A 19,161-nucleotide genomic window follows, 5' to 3' on the forward strand; every position below is an offset into this window, starting at 1 on the left:
ACGCACACGCCCCCACCGACCAAAGCTAGAGCGTGTAATGAAATAAACAATGGGTTTATTTTCTATGCCTATTGTATCAAAGAAAGTGAGTCGATTCAATCATGGCTAGATATATAAAGCGAGGTAACTCATGGCAGTATGAGATTTCTTACAAAGACGATGATGGAAAATACAAGAAACTTAGAAAAAGTGGCTTTCCAAAAAAGATAGATGCTATTTCAGCCGCTGCAGATATTGAATCAAAACTAACCAAAGGGCTACGAGTAACTACTAAAGATGTCTTATTATCTGATCACTTCGAGCAATGGATGAACGTATATAAAAAAGGAAAAGTATCCAATGTCACGTTCAGAAAGTATGAAAACACCTTGATGAATATCAAGAAGTATTTTCCAAACGACACTTTAAAAAGTCTAACGAGAACATCTTATCAAGCAAAATTAAATAGTTTTGCTCTAAAACACGCAGATGCTTCAGTAGAGAGATTTAACATTCAAATAAGAGCTAGCCTCAGAAATGCAGTTGACGAAGGTGTTATCCCCTATGATTTCACCCAGAGGGCAGTCATAAAAGGACATGCCCCTTCAGTAAAAGAAAAAGACAAATTTCTAGATTATCAAGAGTTTGAAGAACTTATGAATCTAGCTTCCCAGAGGCTGGATTCACGTTTTGCTTCTAGATTTATGTTGGTTATTGCAGGTGCAACCGGACTACGCTTTGCCGAGTTATTGGGCTTAACATGGGATCGTGTTGATCTTGACCATGGTGTTATCACAGTCAATCGTACATGGGATTATATGGACACTAAAGAATTTGCTCCGACTAAGAACGAGCAATCAAATCGTAAGGTCCCAATAGATAAAAAGACTGTCCGCATCATGAAAGACTTTAAGAGCTCCCAGAAACAGCTCTTTACTGGTTTAGGTGTCAATCCAAAGTTTGATTTTGTTTTCTACAATGCAAAAGAAGGTCTAATCTCGAATAATGCAGTAAACAAGAAATTGAAAGAATTACTTCGCCAATTAAAAATTGACACACCATTGACTATTCATGGATTAAGGCATACCCATGCCTCTGTATTGATTTACAAAGGTATAAATATAATGGCAGTATCGAAGCACCTTGGTCATAAAAATTTGGCTGTTACAATGGAGACTTACAGTCATGCTATCAAAGAGTTAGAAGAGCGAGAAGACGAAAAAATAAAGCTAGTATTTGATGATTTATATAAAGATAAATAGCGTTTGGCACATCCTTGGCACAAAAAAGCCCTAGAACCTTGATAAAACAAGATTCTAGGGCTAATTTAAATGCCAGCTGCAGGATTCGAACCTGTGACCTACGCGTTACGAGTGCGTTGCTCTACCAACTGAGCTAAGCTGGCGTTGTATGGCACAAAGAAAATTATATGCAAAAACGGTTGTTTTGTAAAGAGGTCTGCTGAAAAAAATCTACTTACTGAAATTTTCCGAAAATTGTGATATAATAGAAGTATCAAGGAGGTTTTTACATGGCAACATTTGGTAAATTCGAAACAACAATTGTCCCGTCACAAGAAGGTTCAACGTTTGAGGTCGCTACTCCTGTCATGTTCACGTTCCATGGGAAGAAACAAACTGGTACCATCACAAAGCAGTTGAAAAACTCTGCGGTGGTCGAGCTGAACGAAACCCCAGAAAACCAGAAATTAGTTTCGCAAAGTAATGGTGTATTGATCATCAATTACAAACAATTAACCAAACTATAACCCGTTTAATGCAAGGAGAAAATCAGTTGATTTTCTCCTTTTTTCATTGTCTGATTTTATGAAAAGCTAAAAAAGCCATGGATAACCGATCGAACCGTTTTGGCAGTCGATCTTCTTCCATGGCATCATTGACGAGGCAAAACTTGAAGCAGTTGCCTTTGTCTTATTTGTATTGATTTATTTTGTACCGAATAGACGGTCACCGGCATCGCCCAAACCAGGAACGATATAGCCGTGTTCATTTAGGCGTTCATCAAGATTTGCAGTGTAGATATCAACATCTGGATGGGCATCTTGCAATGCTTTCACGCCTTCTGGTGCAGCAACTAAGCAGACGAATTTCATGTTTGAAGCGCCGCGTTTTTTCAGTGCGTCGATCGCCATGATCGCTGAACCGCCCGTAGCTAACATTGGGTCAACGATAAATAATTGACGTTCATCGATATCTTCAGGTAATTTTACGAAGTATTCGTGTGGTTCTAGCGTTTCTTCATCACGGTACATCCCGATATGACCAACTTTTGCGGCTGGGATCAATTCAAGGATACCATCAACCATGCCTAGACCTGCGCGCAGGATCGGAATGATCGCTACCTTTTTACCAGATAGTGTTTTTTGTGTTGATTCTTCAATTGGTGTTTCAATCACTAGATCTTCAAGCGGCATGTCGCGAGACACTTCATACGCCATCAACATTGCGATTTCATTAACAACTTCACGGAAAACCTTTGTTCCACAGTTCTTGTCGCGGATCATTGTTAATTTGTGTTGGATCAGCGGGTGATCGATTACTTGAAATTTACCCATTTAAAAAAATCTCCTTTGGTTTTTCTCTTATTTTAAAGCAAATCGGCTCTTGTTACAACCATCTGCCACAGGCAATACTGCTTTTCCTCAAAAAAAGGATTGTGTTAGAAGGAAGGAGACAAGACGGCATGTAACACGCCTCTGCGTTCATTCTAGCCCCTTTTTCACTTTTGGTGATCAAAGAGCTGGAGCGCAGGAAAAACGCGTGAGACATCTTGTCTGACCTTAACTTCTGTCACAGTCCCATTTTATTTGTTTTTGTAAAGTGGATAGTTATCCGTCAATTCTTTGACTTGCGCCGCTACTTCTGCCAAGACGGCTTCATCATTTGGTTTTTCTAAAACTTTGACGATCAATTTCGCCACTTCGACACAATCTTCTTCTTTAAAGCCACGACTAGTGATCGCTGGTGTCCCCACGCGAATCCCACTCGTTTTGAAAGGACTTAATGATTCGAAAGGAATCGAGTTTTTATTGACGGTGATATTGACTTGATCCAGCAATGCTTCTGCTTCTTTTCCGTTCAAATCAAAGCCACGCACATCGATCAATAATAGGTGATTGTCTGTTGCACCAGAGACCAAGCGAGCTTGTGGTGCTTGGTTGAAGACTTTCGCCATTGCTTGCGCATTGCGAATGACTTGTTCAGAGTACTCTTTGAACGACGCATCTTGTGCTTCTTTAAAAGCAACAGCTTTCGCTGCAATCACGTGCTCTAATGGGCCGCCTTGAATACCAGGGAAAACGGCACTATTGATTTTTTTCGCTAAATCTTCATCATTTGTTAAAATCAAGCCGCCTCGAGGGCCGCGTAATGTTTTATGGGTCGTAGAAGTCGTGATGTCCGCATAAGGAACTGGGTTTGGATGAAGACCAGCCGCTACTAAACCAGCGATATGCGCCATATCCACCATCAATTTTGCGCCAACTTCATCGGCGATTTCACGGAACTTCGCAAAATCGATTGTACGTGAGTAAGCACTGGCACCGGCAACGATCAGTTTCGGTTGATGCTTGCGCGCCAAAATACGAACGACATTGTAGTCAATGACTTCTGTTGCAGGATCAACACCATAACTAACAAAATTATAGGTCTTGCCGCTGAAATTCACTGGTGAGCCATGGGTCAAATGACCGCCTGCGGAAAGATCCATCCCTAATACTGTATCGCCTGTTTCGATCAACGCTAAATAAGCTGCTGTGTTGGCTTGAGAACCAGAATGCGGTTGAACATTGGCATATGCCGCACCGAAAATACTTTTCGCCCGTTCAATTGCTAAGTTTTCTACCACATCAACAAATTCACAGCCGCCATAGTAACGACGACCTGGATAACCTTCAGCGTATTTATTTGTCAAAATACTACCTTGCGCAGCCATTACACCTTCTGAAACGATATTTTCAGACGCAATCAATTCCAAATTGTTTTGTTGACGATTCGTTTCTTTTTCGATCGCTTGCCACAATTCGGGATCAAACGTTTGATAATCCATGCTTACAACACCCCTTTACCTTAATGGTAGCATTGTATCACATTTCTTCATAAGCTACCTATAATGAATTCTGGTTTTTTGCTAATTTTCTTGAAAGAAACTTTGATTTGCAGCTTTTTTCAACCGATTCATATAAGCAGCCCCTAAGCCGCTTTCTGGAAACGTGGGTGCGAATAAGACATCTAGCTCAGCAATCGATTCATCTAACGCCCGTAACCCCGCAAACAGCCCTTTTGTCGCAGCTTCCACACTGTCATCAAAAAATAAATAGATGGCTGCAGCTTCGAAGCGGACCTGCTCGGCGATCGTCGGTCCAGCTAAAACACCTACCTTAAGCTGCTGTTCTCTCGCCCAAGCCATGGCTGCCGACCAATCTTGGTCATTGACCATCATGACGTTGGTATTCGGTGCATAGTGCTTGTATTTCATGCCTGGCGCTTTGGGTGCTTCACTTTCTGTTACTAAATGCTGATCGACGAGGACTTTTGTTTGTAAGACTGCTTCAAGCTGTTCTTTAGAGATTGCACCAGGGCGTAAGATGATCGGCGGTGCCGTTGGGTCACTCAAATCTAAGACCGTTGATTCGACACCGATCTGTGTCACCCCATCGTCCAAGATGCCAGCGATTTTGCCTGCCAGATCATGCTGAACATGCGCAGCTGATGTTGGGCTTGGTTTACCAGATGTATTTGCGCTAGGACCAACCAATGGCTGTTGGGCTTGTTTGATCAACGCTAACGTCTTGGTGTTGTTGGGCATCCGAAACGCCGCTGTGGATAAGCCGCCAGTAACGATGCTAGGTAAGCTGTCTTTTTTGATCGAAAAGATCAAGGTTAGGGGCCCAGGCCAGAAAGTTTCCATCAATTTATCAGCAAAAGGATGCTTGTTATCCACAAACGGTTCCAACTGCTCTGGCTCGGCAATATGAACGATCAAAGGGTTGTCACTAGGTCGTCCTTTGACTTGATACACTTGCGCAACAGCCTTTGGCAAAAGCGCGCTAGCCCCTAGTCCATAGACAGTTTCCGTCGGGAACGCCACTAATCCCCCCTCAGCTAAGATAGCTGCTGCTTCGTTTAACTTTGATTGATCAAAAATTTTTGTTTCCACAATTTATCCACATCCTTTTTTGAGAAGTTTCCACACTTATCAACATTTTCTCGTTTCTTATCCACATTTTGTGGATAAGTCGTTTGTCAAGTGTGGATAACCTTGTTTATAACTCCATTTATTCCCAAATTGTTCATTTCATAAGGTTTTTGCACTTTTTCTGTAGCAAAAAAAATTTATTTATCCACATCTTGTGGATGACTGACAAACACCATCCGATCTTGACCCGCAAGATCTTTTACTACGGTAACTTCTTTGTTGGGAAAAGCGGCTGCAAAAAGCTGTTGAACAGCTTGTCCTTGCTGGAAGCCGATTTCCAGCGCCATTTGCCCACTTGGTGCCAAACACTTCGGTGCTTGCTGTGCTAATTGCTTATAGATCGCTAACCCTTGTTCTTGAGCAAAAAGCGCCATTTTAGGCTCTTTTTCCCGTACGCTGATATCCATCAGCGGCCACTCTTCAGCACTGATATACGGCGGGTTGGAAACGATCAGATCCCATTGCTGATCTGCCACAGGTTCTAAAGTATCTCCTTGGAAAAAGCGGATCTCTGCGCCTAAGGCTGTCGCATTTTCTTTAGCAACGGCTAATGCCTCTGCTGAAAGATCCACGGCACTTACGGCCCACTGGGGACGTGCCAATTTTAAGGCAATGGCGATCGCTCCAGTACCTGTGCCGATGTCTACGACTCGTAGTGGCTGATCTGCTGGTAATTTTGCCAAACACTTTTCCACCAGCTCTTCGGTTTCTGGACGCGGGATCAAGGTTGCAGGAGTCACTTTTAAGCGATGCCCATAAAATTCTTCATACCCCAGTAAATATTGCGGGGGTTCATGCTGTAGCAACTGTTCAAGATCTGCTGCGATCTGTGCCTCATCTTCCTTTAGGATGGGTTGGTCCATCTGCAGCAGCCAATCGAGTTGTTGCCAGTTTTTTCGCTGTAAAAACAGGTATTGGATCGCATACCCGTCCAGTCCTTTCGTTTCTAAAAAAGAAGAAGCCCGTGAAAGGACTTCTCGATAGGTTTTAGCCATTTTGCATCTCATCTAATTTTGATGTTTGATCGTAAACGATCAGTGCATCAACAATTTCATCGAGTTTTCCAGCTAAAATTTGATCCAATTTTTGAATAGTCAACCCGATACGATGATCTGTTACGCGGTTTTGTGGGAAGTTATAGGTCCGAATCCGTTCAGAACGATCGCCGGTACCCACTGCTGATTTACGGTTTGCATCGTATTCGCTTTGTGCTTCTTGCTGCATTTGGTCATAGACCCGTGCCCGCAAGACTTTCATCGCTTTCTCACGGTTTTTCAGCTGTGAACGCTCATCTTGCATCGCAACAGCGATCCCTGTTGGCAAGTGCGTCAAACGAACAGCAGAAGCTGTTTTGTTGACGTGCTGACCACCGGCACCAGAGGCATGGTAAATATCGGTCCGAATATCTTTGTCTGCGATATCGATTTCGACTTCTTCTGCTTCAGGCATAACCACGACCGTTGCCGTAGACGTATGGATTCGGCCTTGTGATTCGGTAGACGGTACCCTTTGTACTCGGTGGGCGCCGCTCTCATATTTCAATTTTGAAAAGACGTTGTCGCCAGTGATCATCATGATGACTTCTTTGTAGCCGCCGATCCCAGTGACGTTGGCATCCATGACTTCGACTTTCCAGCCTTGATTTTCCGCATATTTTTGATACATATTGAAAAGATCGCCAGCAAATAAGGCTGCTTCATCGCCGCCTGCTGCACCACGGATCTCCATGATGATGTTTTTGTCATCATTCGGATCTTTTGGCAATAACAAGATTTTGATGCGTTCTTCTAAAACATCTTTTTCTTTTTTCAAGTCAGAGAGTTCTTCTTTGGCCATCTCCGCCATTTCCGCATCAAGGTTTTCCCCAAGCATTTCTTCGGTATCCTTGATTCCTTCAACGACTTCTTTGTAACGGCGGTAGACTTCCACCGTTTCCCGTGTATTGGCTTCTTCTTTTGAAAGCTGCATGAAGCGTTTGGTGTCAGAGATCACGGCTGGATCACTTAGTAATTCGCCTAATTCTTCGTAACGGTCTTCGATTGCTTGTAACTGATCGTACATTGATTATTCTCCTTCTTTTTTCATTCCCGGGTGAAAGTAATGCTTGCGGCAAACTGGATAATACGCTTCATTGCCGCCGATTTGTACTTGATCGCCCTCGTAAACGGGTTTTCCGTCGATATAGTGCAAGTTCATGGTTGCTTTTTTATGACAGAACCAGCAGATGGTTTTCATCTCTTCGATTTTATCTGCGTAAAGCAGCAAGTATTTTGAGCCTTCAAATAATTCATTGCGGAAATCATTTTTCAAACCAAAGGCCATCACAGGGATACCTAACTCGTCCACGATTTTGGTGAAAGCCAGCACCTGATGCTTCTTTAGGAACTGTGCTTCATCGATTAAAATACAATAAGGTTTATAACCCAGGTCTTTGATCAAATGGAACAGATCCGTTTCATCAAAAATCGGGATCGCGTCTCGTTCTAAGCCGATGCGACTCGAAACATTTCCCACGCCACTTCTCGTGTCCAATCCGCTTGTCATGATCACGACTGGTTTGTCTTGTTCTTCATAGTTGTGAGCAACTTTCAGTATCTCGATCGTTTTCCCACTATTCATTGCGCCATATTTAAAAAAAAGCTGTGCCATCTCGCCCATCCTTCCTCATACTCCTTTGGTATTATACTTGAAAAAGGAGAATTTTTACAGACTTAAATTCGACACATGCCGCCTTTTACGCAAGAGTTTTACGAAAAGTTAACGGATTTTTTTCCGCCAGCATCTCTTACTCGTTTCTGGCTTTTTGGGCCACTTCTGCCAATACCTGACAAGCCAGTGGATATTCTGGATTTTCAGCCCCATTGATATCTGTTGCAATGATCGCAAATCCAAGCTGCTGATAGAGCTTGATTGCTGCGTGGCTCCAGGTTTGCGTATGAAGGTACATTGGTTCGTTGGCTGCCTCCAAGACAGCAACGACTTGCGTGACCAAGCCGCGAGCGATCCCTTGACGCTGGGCTTGCGGCATTACTGCTACCCAATGGACTAGTGGAACCAGTGTGCCGTCTTGCTTGGCTTTTTTCCAAGCGGTAGCCGTACCGACCGGTGTACCTGATTGATCAAGGGCAAAAAACATTCGCTGTCCTAGCTGTGCTTGCTCGGGCATAAATTCCCTTTCAAAATATGCCAATGCCTCGGCCTCATTGTCAAACTCTCCGACGGATGTTTCGATCCGTGCCCAGTGCCTTTCGTCTCCTGCTTGGTAGCTGCGTAGCGAATAGTTATCGGATTGAAGGGGCTGGATCGGTGTGTTTTTGTGCGCTCGCTTCATCCAGATTTCTGCATATGGAATTGATTTATCTAACATTGGTTGTGCCTCTCTCTCATTGGTTTTTTCCTTGTTCAAAGGTTTATTTGAGAATCAATTTGGAATCAATCATGTAATTTCTTTACTAGAAAAATTTCTGTTAGCTGATTTTGCGTATGGGCGATTCTCCCAATTTCGTCATAACCCATTCGCTGATAAAAATCTGGCGCTTGAAAATCAAAGGTCGCCGTCTGACAGTTTTCACAGCCAAATGCTTTCAACTGCTGTTCAAGATCCGTAAGGATCTGCTTGCCATACCCTTTTCCCCGCTCGGATGCTTTGACCCACAGGGTGTCAAGATAGCCGATATGATACATTGAGGCGTAGGCAATGCCACCAGCAATCACCACACCCTCTTTTTTGATTACACTGCTAAAGTTCTGATAGGTCTCTGTTTGTGTAAATGGTTTTTGGTGCTTTGTGTATGCTGTTAATGCTGTTTCTAACGCAGCCAATTCTTGGTCTGTTCCTTGTTCAATGATTCGCGCCATATTCAATCACTCCTTCTTGTTTCTTGATAATCTGCGATGATCTGATCGACCGTTTCTGCTATCGTTAGGCCTTCTTTGATCAGTCTTTCCTCTGAAGATCCTTTTGGGAAAAGCAAGTCTCGCTCAAGCCACCATTTACGCATCGCTTCCTCGGAAAAATAGTCTCGCTGCATTCGGGTCTGATGTCTTTTGACCGTTTCCTCGAAAGAAAGATCAAAATAATAAACTAGCTTTTTTTGGGGAAAGAGTTTCATTAGAAAGTCGAGAAAGTCTTGGTATTTTTCACGAGAATAAATCCCCTCAACAAGTATCATCGGCACTTTCCCCTTCGCATATAGGACAGCTTCTTTCATCAAACCGCTGGCTAAATTATTAGGGGTATCTTTGACACAAAAAATTTCTCGCCGAAAAACATCTTGTGAAATCAGCACTGCCTCTTCCCCAAAAACGTGCTGAACAGCTTTGGCAATAGTGGTTTTTCCGCTGCCAGAATTCCCCCGTAGTAAAATTAACATGCTTTCCATGGGCGGTTCCTTTCTTCGTTAGTAAGTTATCTAAGCATATCTCTTGTTTTTCTCTACTAGAAGCATACCATAGAAGCAAAGGAGGAATACCTATGAATGATACGGCAATTTTTGCTGGTGGTTGTTTTTGGTGCATGGTGAAGCCTTTTGATTCACAGCCAGGCATCCTCAAAGTGGTTTCGGGCTTTACTGGCGGCCATGTCCCTAACCCAACCTACCAACAAGTAACGACAGGTACCACCGGTCACACCGAAGCAGTTGAAATCACCTTTGATCCTGAAGTCATCTCTTATGAAGAATTAGTTGCCATCTATTGGCAGCAGACAGACCCCACGGATGCGTTTGGTCAGTTTGCCGACCGTGGTGATTCCTATCGTCCAGTGATTTTTTACAATAGTGAAGAACAAAAAGCGATTGCGGAAAAATCAAAGGCGCAGTTGCAAGCTAGCGGCCGCTTTGACCGTCCGATCGTAACGAAGATCGAACCAGCAGAACCTTTTTATCCTGCAGAAGATTATCATCAAGATTTTTACAAAAAAAATGCAGCCCATTACAATGCTTATAGCGAAGGCTCCGGTCGAGCCGGCTTTATTCGCCAAAACTGGGCTTAACATTTTGGGGAACGTTCCTTACAATTCATCACTAACAGCCGATCTGCCTCGTCAGCAGATCGGCTGTTTTCTGTTTTTTCCCAAAAAGGAAATTGACAGTCAGGGCATTTTCGCGCTACACTGATTAGAAAATTCTGACGATTATAAAGGAGTGTTTGTTTGATGTTAGCTAATGAAGTCCGTCCAGGTCCAAACCGTTATATTACGGGCGATGGGGTCTTAATTGATTTGCCGGAGTATTTACGAGAGTTCCAAGAGGTAGCAGTAATTACTGGGGAGCAGTCATTCGATGTGTTTTCGAACTATTACCCTCATTCATTTGACTACCCGATCTACCGCTACGATGGATCATCGAGTTATGAAAATGCGCAAACCTTAGCTGAAGCGATCCAGCAAGCAGATGCCGTGGTGGCAATCGGCGGCGGCAAGGTCGCTGATACAGCAAAAATCACCGCCCAAACCCTTGGCGCAGAGCTGATCGTGATCCCTACATTGGTTTCCAACTGTGCGCCCTTTACCCCGGTGATCGTCGCCTATTACCCCGATCATACGATTTGTAAAATCGACTATGCCAAAAAAGGTGCCTACATGACGATCGTCGACACCCGTTTTTTACTAGCCACACCTGTTGATTACTTTATCGCAGGGATCGCTGATACCTTAGCCAAATATTATGAAATGGAAGCCATCGTCCGCAACATGGCAGAAGACGACAAGACTGCCTTAGTACGGCTAGGTTTCCAAAGCGCTCTTTTGATCAAAAACTTGCTGATTGCCGATGCGATCCAAGCTGTCAAAGACCTAGAAGCTGGGCAGCTGACACCCGCCTTTGCCCGCATCACCGACGCGATCATTGCTTTGGCAGGCGAAGTTGGCGGTTTTGCAGTAGAGTTTGGCCGCACGTCCGGTGCGCATGCGCTGCATGACGGCTTGTCTTATTTGAATGAGACCCATAGTGTCTTGCACGGCAATAAAGTCGCCTACTGCATTTGGGTCCAGCTTGCCTATACCAATGATTTTGATGTGATTGAAGAATTACGGCCGTTTTACGAAGCTTTGCACTTGCCGATGAAGCTGAAGGATCTCCACGTGACACGCCTTGATCGGGATTACTTCGCCTCGGTTCTGACCTATGCTGTCAAGGAAGAAGAAACCTTTATTTTGATTGATCCTGCGATCACACCCGAAAAAGTCTATCAGGCGATCGAAGCAGTAGAGGCGCTGTAAACCGTACAAATTGCTAAACAACTTTATATCAATAAAAAACTGTTTCCCTAATGCATTTCGGAAACAGTTTTTTTATTTGATCAAACTGACACGCAGTAGCGATCCTGGCTGCGCATGTTCTTAGCGGGCAACAGCAACTGACGCATTGCCCATCACTGCACGGCTTCACCCAGCAACCCGTTTTCTAAGCAGTATTGATAAATGCCTTCCTCGGCTACGTGACCAATCACTTCGTCGGCGATCGCTTTTAACTCATCCGAAGCATTGGCCATTGCTAGACCCCAGCCGACTGCCTCCAGCATCTCAATATCATTGTTGCCATCCCCAAAGGCAATGGCTTCGGATTTATCCAAGCCATAGTAAGCCAGCATTTTGGCAATGCCGCTTCCTTTCCCGCTGCTGGCTGGAATAATATCGACTGCCCGATCCCACCAGGCGGTGATTTTCGCCTCTGTAGTATTTGCCATCACTTTGGCGTAGTCTTCTTTCCCTGAACCTAACATCACTTGGAAAATGTCTTGCTGTTGGATCAACTCTTCAAAATCTTCTGCCACGATCACTTCTTGGTGAGCAAAGGAAAAATACTCAACTAAATCAGCATCTTTGCCATTGGCAACGGTACGATCCTTCGTTGCGATTGCTACTGGACGCTTGAGCGCCGTCGCATTTTCTATGATTTGGTGAACATCTTTTTTAGGAATGGGGTTTTGGTGGATCCCCTCTGCTTGATTAAAACAATACGATCCGTTAAAGGTCAAAAACGCATCGAAGGTCACGCCTTCAAATTGCGGCAACGCGATGGGACTTCTGCCAGTCGCAATGCACAACAGGATCCCTTGCTTCTTCAAGGCTTTTAATGTGGCTAACATTCTTTTAGAGATTTGCTTTTTGCTCATGTCGATCAGTGTGCCATCAACATCAAAAAAAATAATTTTCACGTTCTTCATGATCTTCCCCATTTCCGTCTCGATTTTCAAAAAAATTGATGCGCTTTTCTCTCTATTGTTCCGTGCGGATCGTCGCTGTTATCTTTTATTTCTTTTATCTTCTCATAAATTGCCAGCGTTTTCTTCTGAAATCGTGAAAATTGATCGGAATACTTACCTATTTTTAAGAATCTTAAAGAACGCCTAGACTATCGGGAACAGCTGATCCAATGTGACTAATACTCCATCCTCATCATTTGAGGGACAGACAGCGGTGGCAACGGCTTTGACGTTTTCTGGCGCATTGTCCATCGCATAGCCTCTCTGGCAATAGGCTAACATTTCCAAATCATTGCCGCCATCGCCAAAAGCGACACATTGCTCAGGAGTGATCCCCCATCGCTCTACCAAGCGTGCCAATCCTGATGCTTTGTGGCAGTTAGGCACGATCAGATCCACGGAACCATGCCCACTGCCTGTTGGCACTAGCAAACCAGCTAGTTCTTTTTGAAATAGTTCCGAATAATAGGCCGTTTTTTCGACAGGAACGGTTGGGGCAAATTTCAGGATCGTGTCCTCTACTTGGGCAAAGTCATCGACCCATTGCAATTTGTGGTAATACTTATTTGTTAATTCAAAAAAAGCATCACTGACCGTTCCCCGTTCACAATAAGCACTATTGAGCCCACACATTACATTTTTAACTTCGGGGTATTTTTTACATAAATCTAAGGTTGCGAAAACCGTTTCTCGGGGAATGTCCGCTGCAAAAAGCACTGTTTCTTTGTCTTTGACAAGTGCTCCGTTTTCTGCAACAAAACTCAGCTCGTGATCATAGCCGGGAAATTGAGCCCGCAACTGGTAATACTGATTGCCGCTGGCAACGACAAACTGACAGCCGACTGCTTTCATGCGGGCCAACACGGCCTTGAAGCGGGGAACATCATACGTATAATCCGTGCGCATAAAGGTTCCATCCATATCGACAGCTACTAACTTGATATCATAAGGGTTGGCATTCATCTACTTCTCTCCATTCTGGCTTTCTTTATTAAAGAAAGCGTTTTTCTTACATTATTATTTTAACATGTATATACAACTTCCGCATCCTTTTTCTTGCTAAAAAATCGATTGAAGGGATAGTGCCTCTCAAAAAAAGAGACTACTGCTTTACACCATTCAATCGTGCCTACCTTTTCAAAAATCCTTACAATGATTGAAGATCATTCAAAGGCAGACCATCGCTGCCAAACACAAGGATTGATTGGCGGCTCCTTTGCCCGAATGAAAAGAATCACTCCAGAAACGTTTCCTTGCGCAATTTCTGCCCCACATAAATTCTATCCTGCTTTCTTTCAAATCTACTTGGTTCTTTGGTATACTGGGGATAGTTTAATTAGTGAGGGGTTTTTGTTATGAACTTTACCCGCTTTGCTCGCTTGACGCAGCGCAGGAGCAAGACGTTTATTTCCCAGAATGTATCTTCAATCCAAGTGATTGTTTTTTATTATATCGTGATGATGGTGGTCTCTTTGGGGCTTTTTTCACTTCCCTTCTTTCGGGAACCGGGCTCTCATGTCGCGTTTATCGATCTGTTCTTTATGGCGGTCAGCACGGTCAGTGTCACAGGGTTGACTACCTTCCCGATCAATGACGTATTTAACGACCGCGGGGTCATTTTATTGGAAGTCCTCTTTCAAGTTGGTGGTTTAGGGATCATGATGATCTCGACCTTTTTTGCGATCGTTTCACGGCGCAAAATCAGTTTAAAGCAGCGCCAATTGATCATGACAGATATGAACCAGCCAAAGCTTAGCGGGATCGTTCGGATGATTCGAACGACGTTTACCATCATTTTAGTTTGTCAGTTGGTAGCAGGTACGATCTTCGCTGTTTATTTTCATCTTTACGGGTATTATGACAATTGGCGTGACGCGATCTTTTATGGGTTTTATCAAGCGATCTCTGCTGTGACCAACTCAGGGTTTGATGTGACGGGCAATTCCATCTTGCCGTTTTCCCATGATTATTTCTTCCTGACGTGTATCATGATTTTGATTTTTATCGGGGGGATCGGATTTCCAGTGATCATGGACTTTCGGGAATGGGTCCTTTTTAAAATGAAAAAACAACGCCGCCGCTTGCCGTTTCGCTTTTCTTTATTCACAAAAATTGCTGTTTTGGCTTTCGTGATCCTCTTTGTCGGCGGTACATTAGCGATCTTTTTCCTTGAGAAAGATTATTTATTCAAAGATTACAGCTTTAGTGGTATGTGGATGAACAGCATGTTTTATTCCATGACAACGCGGAATGCTGGCCTGCAGATCCATGACTTAGGCAACTTCCAAACCACGACGTTGATCGTTTTCTCCTTGCTGATGTTTATTGGTTGTAGTCCCAGCTCTGTTGGTGGGGGGATTCGGACGACGACCATTGCCATCATTGGGCTGTACCTCTATGCCTTCTTGAAAAGTGAGGACAATATCAATATCTTCGGTCGCCGGATCGATCAAGATGACGTCCGTAAATCAGTGGTGGTCTTCATGCTTTCGATGGGCATGTGCTTCTTTTGTGTCTTATTCTTGACCGCCATCGAGGATATCCCTTTGATCGCCATCATTGTTGAAGTTTCCTCGGCCTTTGGAACCACAGGGCTTTCTTTAGGAATCACGGGCGATTTATCAACCATCGGCAAACTCGTGATTGCTCTTTTGATGTTTATCGGCCGTGTCGGCATGCTGTACACCTTGATGTTATTCGTACCAAAAGAAACACGTGACTTAGGCTACGAGTACCCAACGGAAAAAATCATTATCGGTTAAAGCAGCAGCAAACCTGGCAGAAGGTTTGCTGTTTTGCTTTTCAATTTGTTGATCATCGCAAGTGAAAGAGCCGTTTATCAACATGGTCTTTGTAGAAATTTAAAGAATCGCAAAAGCAATTTAACCTTTTTCTTGGTATATGGTATGATAAATTGAATTTGCACAACGAAAGCATTCGCTCTAATGGAGGGTTACATTATGGGAATACGAAGTCATCTGGCTGTTTCAGTCGGTAAGACCTCTCAATGGGTATTAAAGAACTTTTTCAAAGGTGGCTCAAGCCTGCCTGGTAAATTAGCATTAAAAGTTGATCCACATATATTAGATCATTTGGCGAAAGATTACCAAGTCGTCGTGATCACAGGCACCAACGGCAAAACATTGACGACTGCCTTGACTGTCAATATTTTGCGCCAAGAATTTGATGAAGTATTAACGAACCCCACCGGCGCCAATATGGTCCAAGGGATCGTTTCAACCTTTCTATCGGCACGCCCTAAAAAAGGCAAAAAATTTGCGGTTTTAGAAATCGATGAAGCCAGTCTCAGCAAAGTAACGAAGTACATCAAACCGGAATTGTTCGTTTTCACCAATATTTTCCGCGATCAAATGGACCGTTATGGCGAGATCTATACGACCTATAAAATGATCGTTGAAGGTGCGGCAAACTCACCGGAAGCAACGATCCTCTGCAATGGGGATTCGCCACTGTTCAATTCGGTGGCAACTGTCAATCCGCGGAAATACTATGGATTTGATCATTTGCCAGATGAAGAGCAGATGGCCCATTACAATACGGATGGCGTGTTGTGTCCTGAGTGTCATCACATTTTGCATTATAAGATGATCACCTATGCCAATCTTGGGAAATACTACTGCCCAAATTGCGGCTTCCATCGACCAGAATTGGATTATAAACTGACGGAAATGACCGCAATGGACAACACCTCTGCTGATTTTGTGATCGATGGCAATGACTATCGCATCGAAGTTGGTGGGATGTACAATGTCTACAATGCGCTGGCGGCAACTGCGGTTGCGGAATATTATGGCGTAGCACCTGCAAAAATCAAAGCTGGTTTGGCCTATGACGAAAAAGTCTTTGGCCGCCAAGAAGTGATCCGCATCGGGGACAAAGAATGTACGTTAGTTTTAGTTAAAAACCCTGTTGGTTTGAACCAAGTCATCGATATGATCGGCCTGTCGCCCTATCCTTTCTCACTAGTCAGCTTGTTGAATGCCAACTACGCAGATGGGATCGACGTCAGCTGGATTTGGGATGGCGACCATGAAGCGTTTGCCGATATGGGGATTCCTCAAGTGATCGCTGGTGGTGATCGTCACAAAGATATGGCGTTGCGGTTAAAAGTTGCGGGGATCCCTGAAGAGAAAATCATTGAAACCCCTGAACTTGATGACGTCATCAAGCAAATTGCAGACTTACCAACAGAAAAAGTCTATATTTTAGCGACTTACACTGCAGTCCTGCAGCTACGCAAAAAGCTTGCGGAAAAAGGCTATATCAAAGGAGGAATGAGTCGTGACTAAGTATCAACTGAATGTTGCCCACTTGTATGGAAATCTTTTGAATACTTACGGCGACAACGGCAATCTCTTGATGTTGCGCTACGTGGCCGAAAAACTAGGCGTGACCTTCAACGCAGAAGTCGTCAGCATTCACGAGCCCTTCGATCCTGAAAAATATGATCTCGTCTTCTTCGGTGGCGGACAAGATTTTGAACAAGTGATCGTTTCACAAGATATCCAATCAAAAAAAGAAGCCCTGGCCAGCTATATCGAAAATGATGGCGTGATGCTGGCAATTTGCGGCGGCTATCAATTGCTGGGTCATTACTACATCGGTGCCAACGGCGAGAAAATCAAGGGGATCGGTGCCTTGGATCATTACACCTTAAGCCAAGAAAACAACCGGTTCATCGGTGACATCGTGATCCACAATGAAGAATTCGATGAGACCTATTATGGCTTTGAAAACCATAATGGCCGTACTTTCTTAGGTAAAGGGGAAAAACCATTGGGGAAAGTCATCCAAGGACAAGGAAACAATGGCGAAGACCAAACCGAAGGCGTGGTTTACCGCAATGTGTTCGGCTCTTACTTCCACGGACCGCTTCTCGCAAGAAATGAGCATTTGGCAGAGCGCTTGATCCGCACCGCCCTTACCAATCGTTATGGCAACGTCGAAATTTAAATACACGTACTTAGCAAACAAACCTGTTTTTCGCAGGTTTGTTTTTTTATGGGAAATTTCCCCGCAGTTGCTACCTTTTCTCTTTGTTTGCTTCTACGTTCCTATGCCGCCTCGCTTTATTGTAACCGCTATCTTTCTTTTCTATACTGAGGTTGTAGTAAAAATTGAAAGGAGATGTTAAGAAATTATGATGGAAAAAGTTCAGCGGTTTGGCGGTGCGATGTTTACCCCGGTCCTCTTGTTTTCATTTTCGGGGATCATGGTCGCGCTGTGTATTATCTTTAAAAATCCGATGCTTGTGGGGAGCATCGCCACTGAAGGCTCTACTTGGTTCAACATTTGGACGATTATTGAAAACGGTGCATGGACGGTCTTCAACCAAATGGAATTACTATTTGTTATTGGATTACCGATCGGTCTCGCAAAAAAAGCCAATGCGCGAGCGGCAATGGAAGCCTTTGTCGTCTATATTACTTGTAATTATTTTATTTCTGGCATGATCGAATACTTTGGTCACTTCTTCGGTGTCAACTTTGCAGCTGATCCCGGCGGTGAGAGTGGCTTAAAAATGATCGCCGGCATCAAAACATTAGATACTGGTATTATCGGAGCAATTTTTATTTCGGCGATCGTCGTCTATCTTCACAACAAGTTTTTCGATACGAAGCTGCCTGATTTTCTCGGAATCTTCCAAGGCTCTTCCTTTGTCGTGATCCTTGGATTCTTTTTGATGTTGCCAGTCGCTTTCTTGATTGCATTGATTTGGCCGAAAGTCCAAGCTGGCATTGGGTCCATGCAAGGGTTTCTAGCAAGTGCTGGGGTCTTTGGGGTCTGGCTCTATACTTTCTTAGAGCGAATATTGATCCCCACAGGTCTCCATCATTTCGTGTATACCCCCTTTGTTTTTGGTCCTGCTGTCGTCGAAGAAGGAATCTCCAAATACTGGATGGCACATTTACAAGAATTTGCCCAATCCACCAGACCATTGAAAGAGCTTTTCCCTGAAGGGGGCTTTGCTTTACATGGCAATTCTAAGATCTTTGCTGCACCGGGGATCGCTGCTGCTTTTTATTTCACAGCCAAGCCTGAGAATAAAAAGAAAGTCTTAGCGATTTTGATCCCTGCCACTTTAACTGCCGTTTTAGCTGGTATCACTGAGCCATTGGAATTCACCTTCCTCTTTATCTCACCACCCCTCTTTGCGGTGCACGCTGTTTTAGCAGCGACCATGGCGGCAACGATGTTTGCCTTCGGGGTCGTTGGAGATATGGGGGGCGGCTTGATCGATCTGTTAGCGAAGGTCTGGATTCCGCTATTTCAAAATCATCGCAGTATGATCTTCACGCAGTTGGTGATTGGGTTAGCCTTTACTGCGCTTTATTTCCTTGTTTTCCGCTTCTTGATCCTCAAATTTAAGTTAGCCACACCAGGACGGGAAGAAAACAATAGCGAAGTCAAACTATACACCAAAAAAGATTACAAAGAAAAACAAGCCAACACTGGAACTCCAGTGATTGCCGGTGCCAATCGCTACACCGAACAAGCCGCAGTCTACTTAGAAGGGTTTGGCGGTCGCGACAATATCGATAAAGTCACTAATTGTGCCACTCGCCTAAGAATCACCGTCAAAGATCAAGACCAAGTGCTGCCAGATGACATCTTTAAAGGCGCTGGTGCCCATGGTGTCGTTCGCAACGGCAACGCCTTCCAAGTGATCGTTGGCCTGGATGTGCCACAAGTGAGAGAACAATTCGAAAAATTATTAGCTGTATCAGACTAAGGAGG

19 protein-coding genes and 1 tRNA gene are annotated in these 19,161 nt (G+C 44.0%); 8 read left to right on the forward strand and 12 right to left on the reverse strand.

Going from position 1 to position 19,161, the window contains the following annotated elements; translation table 11 throughout:
- The first annotated feature begins 101 nt into the window (after positions 1-101).
- The gene (locus tag FJU10_RS12730) at positions 102-1,241 is read left to right on the forward strand and encodes a tyrosine-type recombinase/integrase (RefSeq protein ID WP_140966100.1); all 1,140 of its coding nucleotides are present in this window, start codon (positions 102-104) and stop codon (positions 1,239-1,241) included.
- A gap of 70 nt (positions 1,242-1,311) precedes the next feature.
- Here FJU10_RS12730 and FJU10_RS12735 read toward each other — a convergent pair.
- Positions 1,312-1,384, reverse strand: a tRNA-Thr gene (locus tag FJU10_RS12735).
- Positions 1,385-1,510: 126 nt separating this feature from the next.
- On the opposite strand from FJU10_RS12735, the gene FJU10_RS12740 reads away from it, so the two are divergent.
- Complete coding sequence (locus FJU10_RS12740) at positions 1,511-1,747, forward strand: hypothetical protein (protein WP_005227896.1); 237 nt, start codon at positions 1,511-1,513, stop codon at positions 1,745-1,747.
- Between the two features lie 177 nt (positions 1,748-1,924).
- On the opposite strand, the gene upp is transcribed toward FJU10_RS12740, so the two are convergent.
- From upp to FJU10_RS12790, 9 genes are all read right to left on the reverse strand, one after another.
- The gene (upp, locus tag FJU10_RS12745) at positions 1,925-2,554 is read right to left on the reverse strand and encodes a uracil phosphoribosyltransferase (RefSeq protein WP_005227894.1); all 630 of its coding nucleotides are present in this window, start codon (positions 2,552-2,554) and stop codon (positions 1,925-1,927) included.
- 248 nt (positions 2,555-2,802) lie between these two features.
- Positions 2,803-4,047, reverse strand: a complete 1,245-nt coding sequence (glyA, locus tag FJU10_RS12755; protein WP_008379359.1) for a serine hydroxymethyltransferase — start codon at positions 4,045-4,047, stop codon at positions 2,803-2,805.
- Between the two features lie 81 nt (positions 4,048-4,128).
- Positions 4,129-5,157, reverse strand: a complete 1,029-nt coding sequence (locus FJU10_RS12760) for an L-threonylcarbamoyladenylate synthase (protein ID WP_008379357.1) — start codon at positions 5,155-5,157, stop codon at positions 4,129-4,131.
- Between the two features lie 176 nt (positions 5,158-5,333).
- A complete protein-coding gene (prmC, locus tag FJU10_RS12765; RefSeq protein WP_140966101.1) occupies positions 5,334-6,191 on the reverse strand; it encodes a peptide chain release factor N(5)-glutamine methyltransferase in 858 nt (285 codons plus the stop codon).
- The gene (gene prfA, locus FJU10_RS12770; RefSeq protein WP_005227884.1) at positions 6,184-7,257 is read right to left on the reverse strand and encodes a peptide chain release factor 1; all 1,074 of its coding nucleotides are present in this window, start codon (positions 7,255-7,257) and stop codon (positions 6,184-6,186) included. Before prfA ends, prmC begins: the two co-directional genes overlap by 8 nt.
- Positions 7,258-7,260: 3 nt before the next feature.
- On the reverse strand, positions 7,261-7,845 hold the full coding sequence (locus FJU10_RS12775) for a thymidine kinase (RefSeq protein WP_140966102.1): 585 nt from the start codon (positions 7,843-7,845) through the stop codon (positions 7,261-7,263).
- Positions 7,846-7,981: 136 nt separating this feature from the next.
- The gene (locus tag FJU10_RS12780; RefSeq protein ID WP_140966103.1) at positions 7,982-8,563 is read right to left on the reverse strand and encodes a GNAT family N-acetyltransferase; all 582 of its coding nucleotides are present in this window, start codon (positions 8,561-8,563) and stop codon (positions 7,982-7,984) included.
- A gap of 65 nt (positions 8,564-8,628) precedes the next feature.
- Positions 8,629-9,054 (reverse strand): GNAT family N-acetyltransferase, encoded by a 426-nt coding sequence (locus tag FJU10_RS12785; protein WP_081117796.1) that lies wholly within the window; start codon positions 9,052-9,054, stop codon positions 8,629-8,631.
- Positions 9,055-9,056: 2 nt separating this feature from the next.
- Positions 9,057-9,578: an AAA family ATPase gene (locus FJU10_RS12790; RefSeq protein WP_008379349.1), complete on the reverse strand. Its 522-nt coding sequence runs from the start codon at positions 9,576-9,578 to the stop codon at positions 9,057-9,059.
- A 92-nt stretch (positions 9,579-9,670) separates the two neighbouring features.
- Here FJU10_RS12790 and msrA point away from each other — a divergent pair, with 92 nt between their 5' ends.
- Positions 9,671-10,189 carry a peptide-methionine (S)-S-oxide reductase MsrA gene (gene msrA / locus FJU10_RS12795; protein ID WP_008379347.1) on the forward strand — a complete coding sequence of 173 codons (519 nt, stop codon included), beginning with the start codon at positions 9,671-9,673 and terminating at the stop codon, positions 10,187-10,189.
- Positions 10,190-10,351: 162 nt separating this feature from the next.
- A complete protein-coding gene (locus FJU10_RS12800) occupies positions 10,352-11,416 on the forward strand; it encodes an iron-containing alcohol dehydrogenase family protein (RefSeq protein ID WP_016612946.1) in 1,065 nt (354 codons plus the stop codon).
- A gap of 152 nt (positions 11,417-11,568) precedes the next feature.
- Here FJU10_RS12800 and FJU10_RS12805 read toward each other — a convergent pair whose 3' ends face one another.
- Both FJU10_RS12805 and FJU10_RS12815 read right to left on the reverse strand, forming a co-directional pair.
- Positions 11,569-12,363, reverse strand: coding sequence for an HAD family hydrolase (locus FJU10_RS12805; protein WP_345774313.1), 795 nt, complete (start codon positions 12,361-12,363; stop codon positions 11,569-11,571).
- A gap of 183 nt (positions 12,364-12,546) precedes the next feature.
- A complete protein-coding gene (locus FJU10_RS12815) occupies positions 12,547-13,365 on the reverse strand; it encodes a Cof-type HAD-IIB family hydrolase (protein WP_016612950.1) in 819 nt (272 codons plus the stop codon).
- 392 nt (positions 13,366-13,757) lie between these two features.
- Between FJU10_RS12815 and FJU10_RS12825 the strand changes: the two genes are divergently transcribed.
- From FJU10_RS12825 to FJU10_RS12840, 4 genes are all read left to right on the forward strand, one after another.
- A complete protein-coding gene (locus tag FJU10_RS12825; protein ID WP_140966104.1) occupies positions 13,758-15,164 on the forward strand; it encodes a TrkH family potassium uptake protein in 1,407 nt (468 codons plus the stop codon).
- A gap of 198 nt (positions 15,165-15,362) precedes the next feature.
- On the forward strand, positions 15,363-16,712 hold the full coding sequence (locus FJU10_RS12830) for a Mur ligase family protein (RefSeq protein WP_077452305.1): 1,350 nt from the start codon (positions 15,363-15,365) through the stop codon (positions 16,710-16,712).
- Positions 16,705-17,376, forward strand: coding sequence for a type 1 glutamine amidotransferase (locus FJU10_RS12835; RefSeq protein WP_140966105.1), 672 nt, complete (start codon positions 16,705-16,707; stop codon positions 17,374-17,376). Before FJU10_RS12830 ends, FJU10_RS12835 begins: the two co-directional genes overlap by 8 nt.
- Positions 17,377-17,563: 187 nt before the next feature.
- Entirely contained in the window at positions 17,564-19,156 is a 1,593-nt protein-coding gene (locus FJU10_RS12840) for an alpha-glucoside-specific PTS transporter subunit IIBC (RefSeq protein WP_005233553.1), read from the forward strand.
- Positions 19,157-19,161: the final 5 nt, after the last annotated feature.

The organism is Enterococcus sp. OL5, from assembly GCF_006491895.1.
In the GTDB taxonomy this organism is placed as follows: Bacteria; Bacillota; Bacilli; order Lactobacillales; family Enterococcaceae; genus Enterococcus_D; species Enterococcus_D innesii.

Excerpts from the sequence above, each read along its gene's own strand:
- FJU10_RS12840 (WP_005233553.1), top strand. The coding sequence starts at position 17,564 with ATGATGGAAAAAGTTCAGCGGTTTGGCGGTGCGATGTTTACCCCGGTC.
- upp (WP_005227894.1), bottom strand. The coding sequence starts at position 2,554 with ATGGGTAAATTTCAAGTAATCGATCACCCGCTGATCCAACACAAATTA.
- FJU10_RS12775 (WP_140966102.1), bottom strand. The coding sequence starts at position 7,845 with ATGGCACAGCTTTTTTTTAAATATGGCGCAATGAATAGTGGGAAAACG.
- FJU10_RS12785 (WP_081117796.1), bottom strand. The coding sequence starts at position 9,054 with ATGGCGCGAATCATTGAACAAGGAACAGACCAAGAATTGGCTGCGTTA.
- FJU10_RS12730 (WP_140966100.1), top strand. The coding sequence starts at position 102 with ATGGCTAGATATATAAAGCGAGGTAACTCATGGCAGTATGAGATTTCT.
- FJU10_RS12830 (WP_077452305.1), top strand. The coding sequence starts at position 15,363 with ATGGGAATACGAAGTCATCTGGCTGTTTCAGTCGGTAAGACCTCTCAA.
- FJU10_RS12790 (WP_008379349.1), bottom strand. The coding sequence starts at position 9,578 with ATGGAAAGCATGTTAATTTTACTACGGGGGAATTCTGGCAGCGGAAAA.
- FJU10_RS12780 (WP_140966103.1), bottom strand. The coding sequence starts at position 8,563 with ATGTTAGATAAATCAATTCCATATGCAGAAATCTGGATGAAGCGAGCG.
- FJU10_RS12825 (WP_140966104.1), top strand. The coding sequence starts at position 13,758 with ATGAACTTTACCCGCTTTGCTCGCTTGACGCAGCGCAGGAGCAAGACG.
- FJU10_RS12805 (WP_345774313.1), bottom strand. The coding sequence starts at position 12,363 with ATGAAGAACGTGAAAATTATTTTTTTTGATGTTGATGGCACACTGATC.
- glyA (WP_008379359.1), bottom strand. The coding sequence starts at position 4,047 with ATGGATTATCAAACGTTTGATCCCGAATTGTGGCAAGCGATCGAAAAA.
- FJU10_RS12740 (WP_005227896.1), top strand. The coding sequence starts at position 1,511 with ATGGCAACATTTGGTAAATTCGAAACAACAATTGTCCCGTCACAAGAA.
- FJU10_RS12815 (WP_016612950.1), bottom strand. The coding sequence starts at position 13,365 with ATGAATGCCAACCCTTATGATATCAAGTTAGTAGCTGTCGATATGGAT.
- msrA (WP_008379347.1), top strand. The coding sequence starts at position 9,671 with ATGAATGATACGGCAATTTTTGCTGGTGGTTGTTTTTGGTGCATGGTG.
- prfA (WP_005227884.1), bottom strand. The coding sequence starts at position 7,257 with ATGTACGATCAGTTACAAGCAATCGAAGACCGTTACGAAGAATTAGGC.
- prmC (WP_140966101.1), bottom strand. The coding sequence starts at position 6,191 with ATGGCTAAAACCTATCGAGAAGTCCTTTCACGGGCTTCTTCTTTTTTA.
- FJU10_RS12800 (WP_016612946.1), top strand. The coding sequence starts at position 10,352 with ATGTTAGCTAATGAAGTCCGTCCAGGTCCAAACCGTTATATTACGGGC.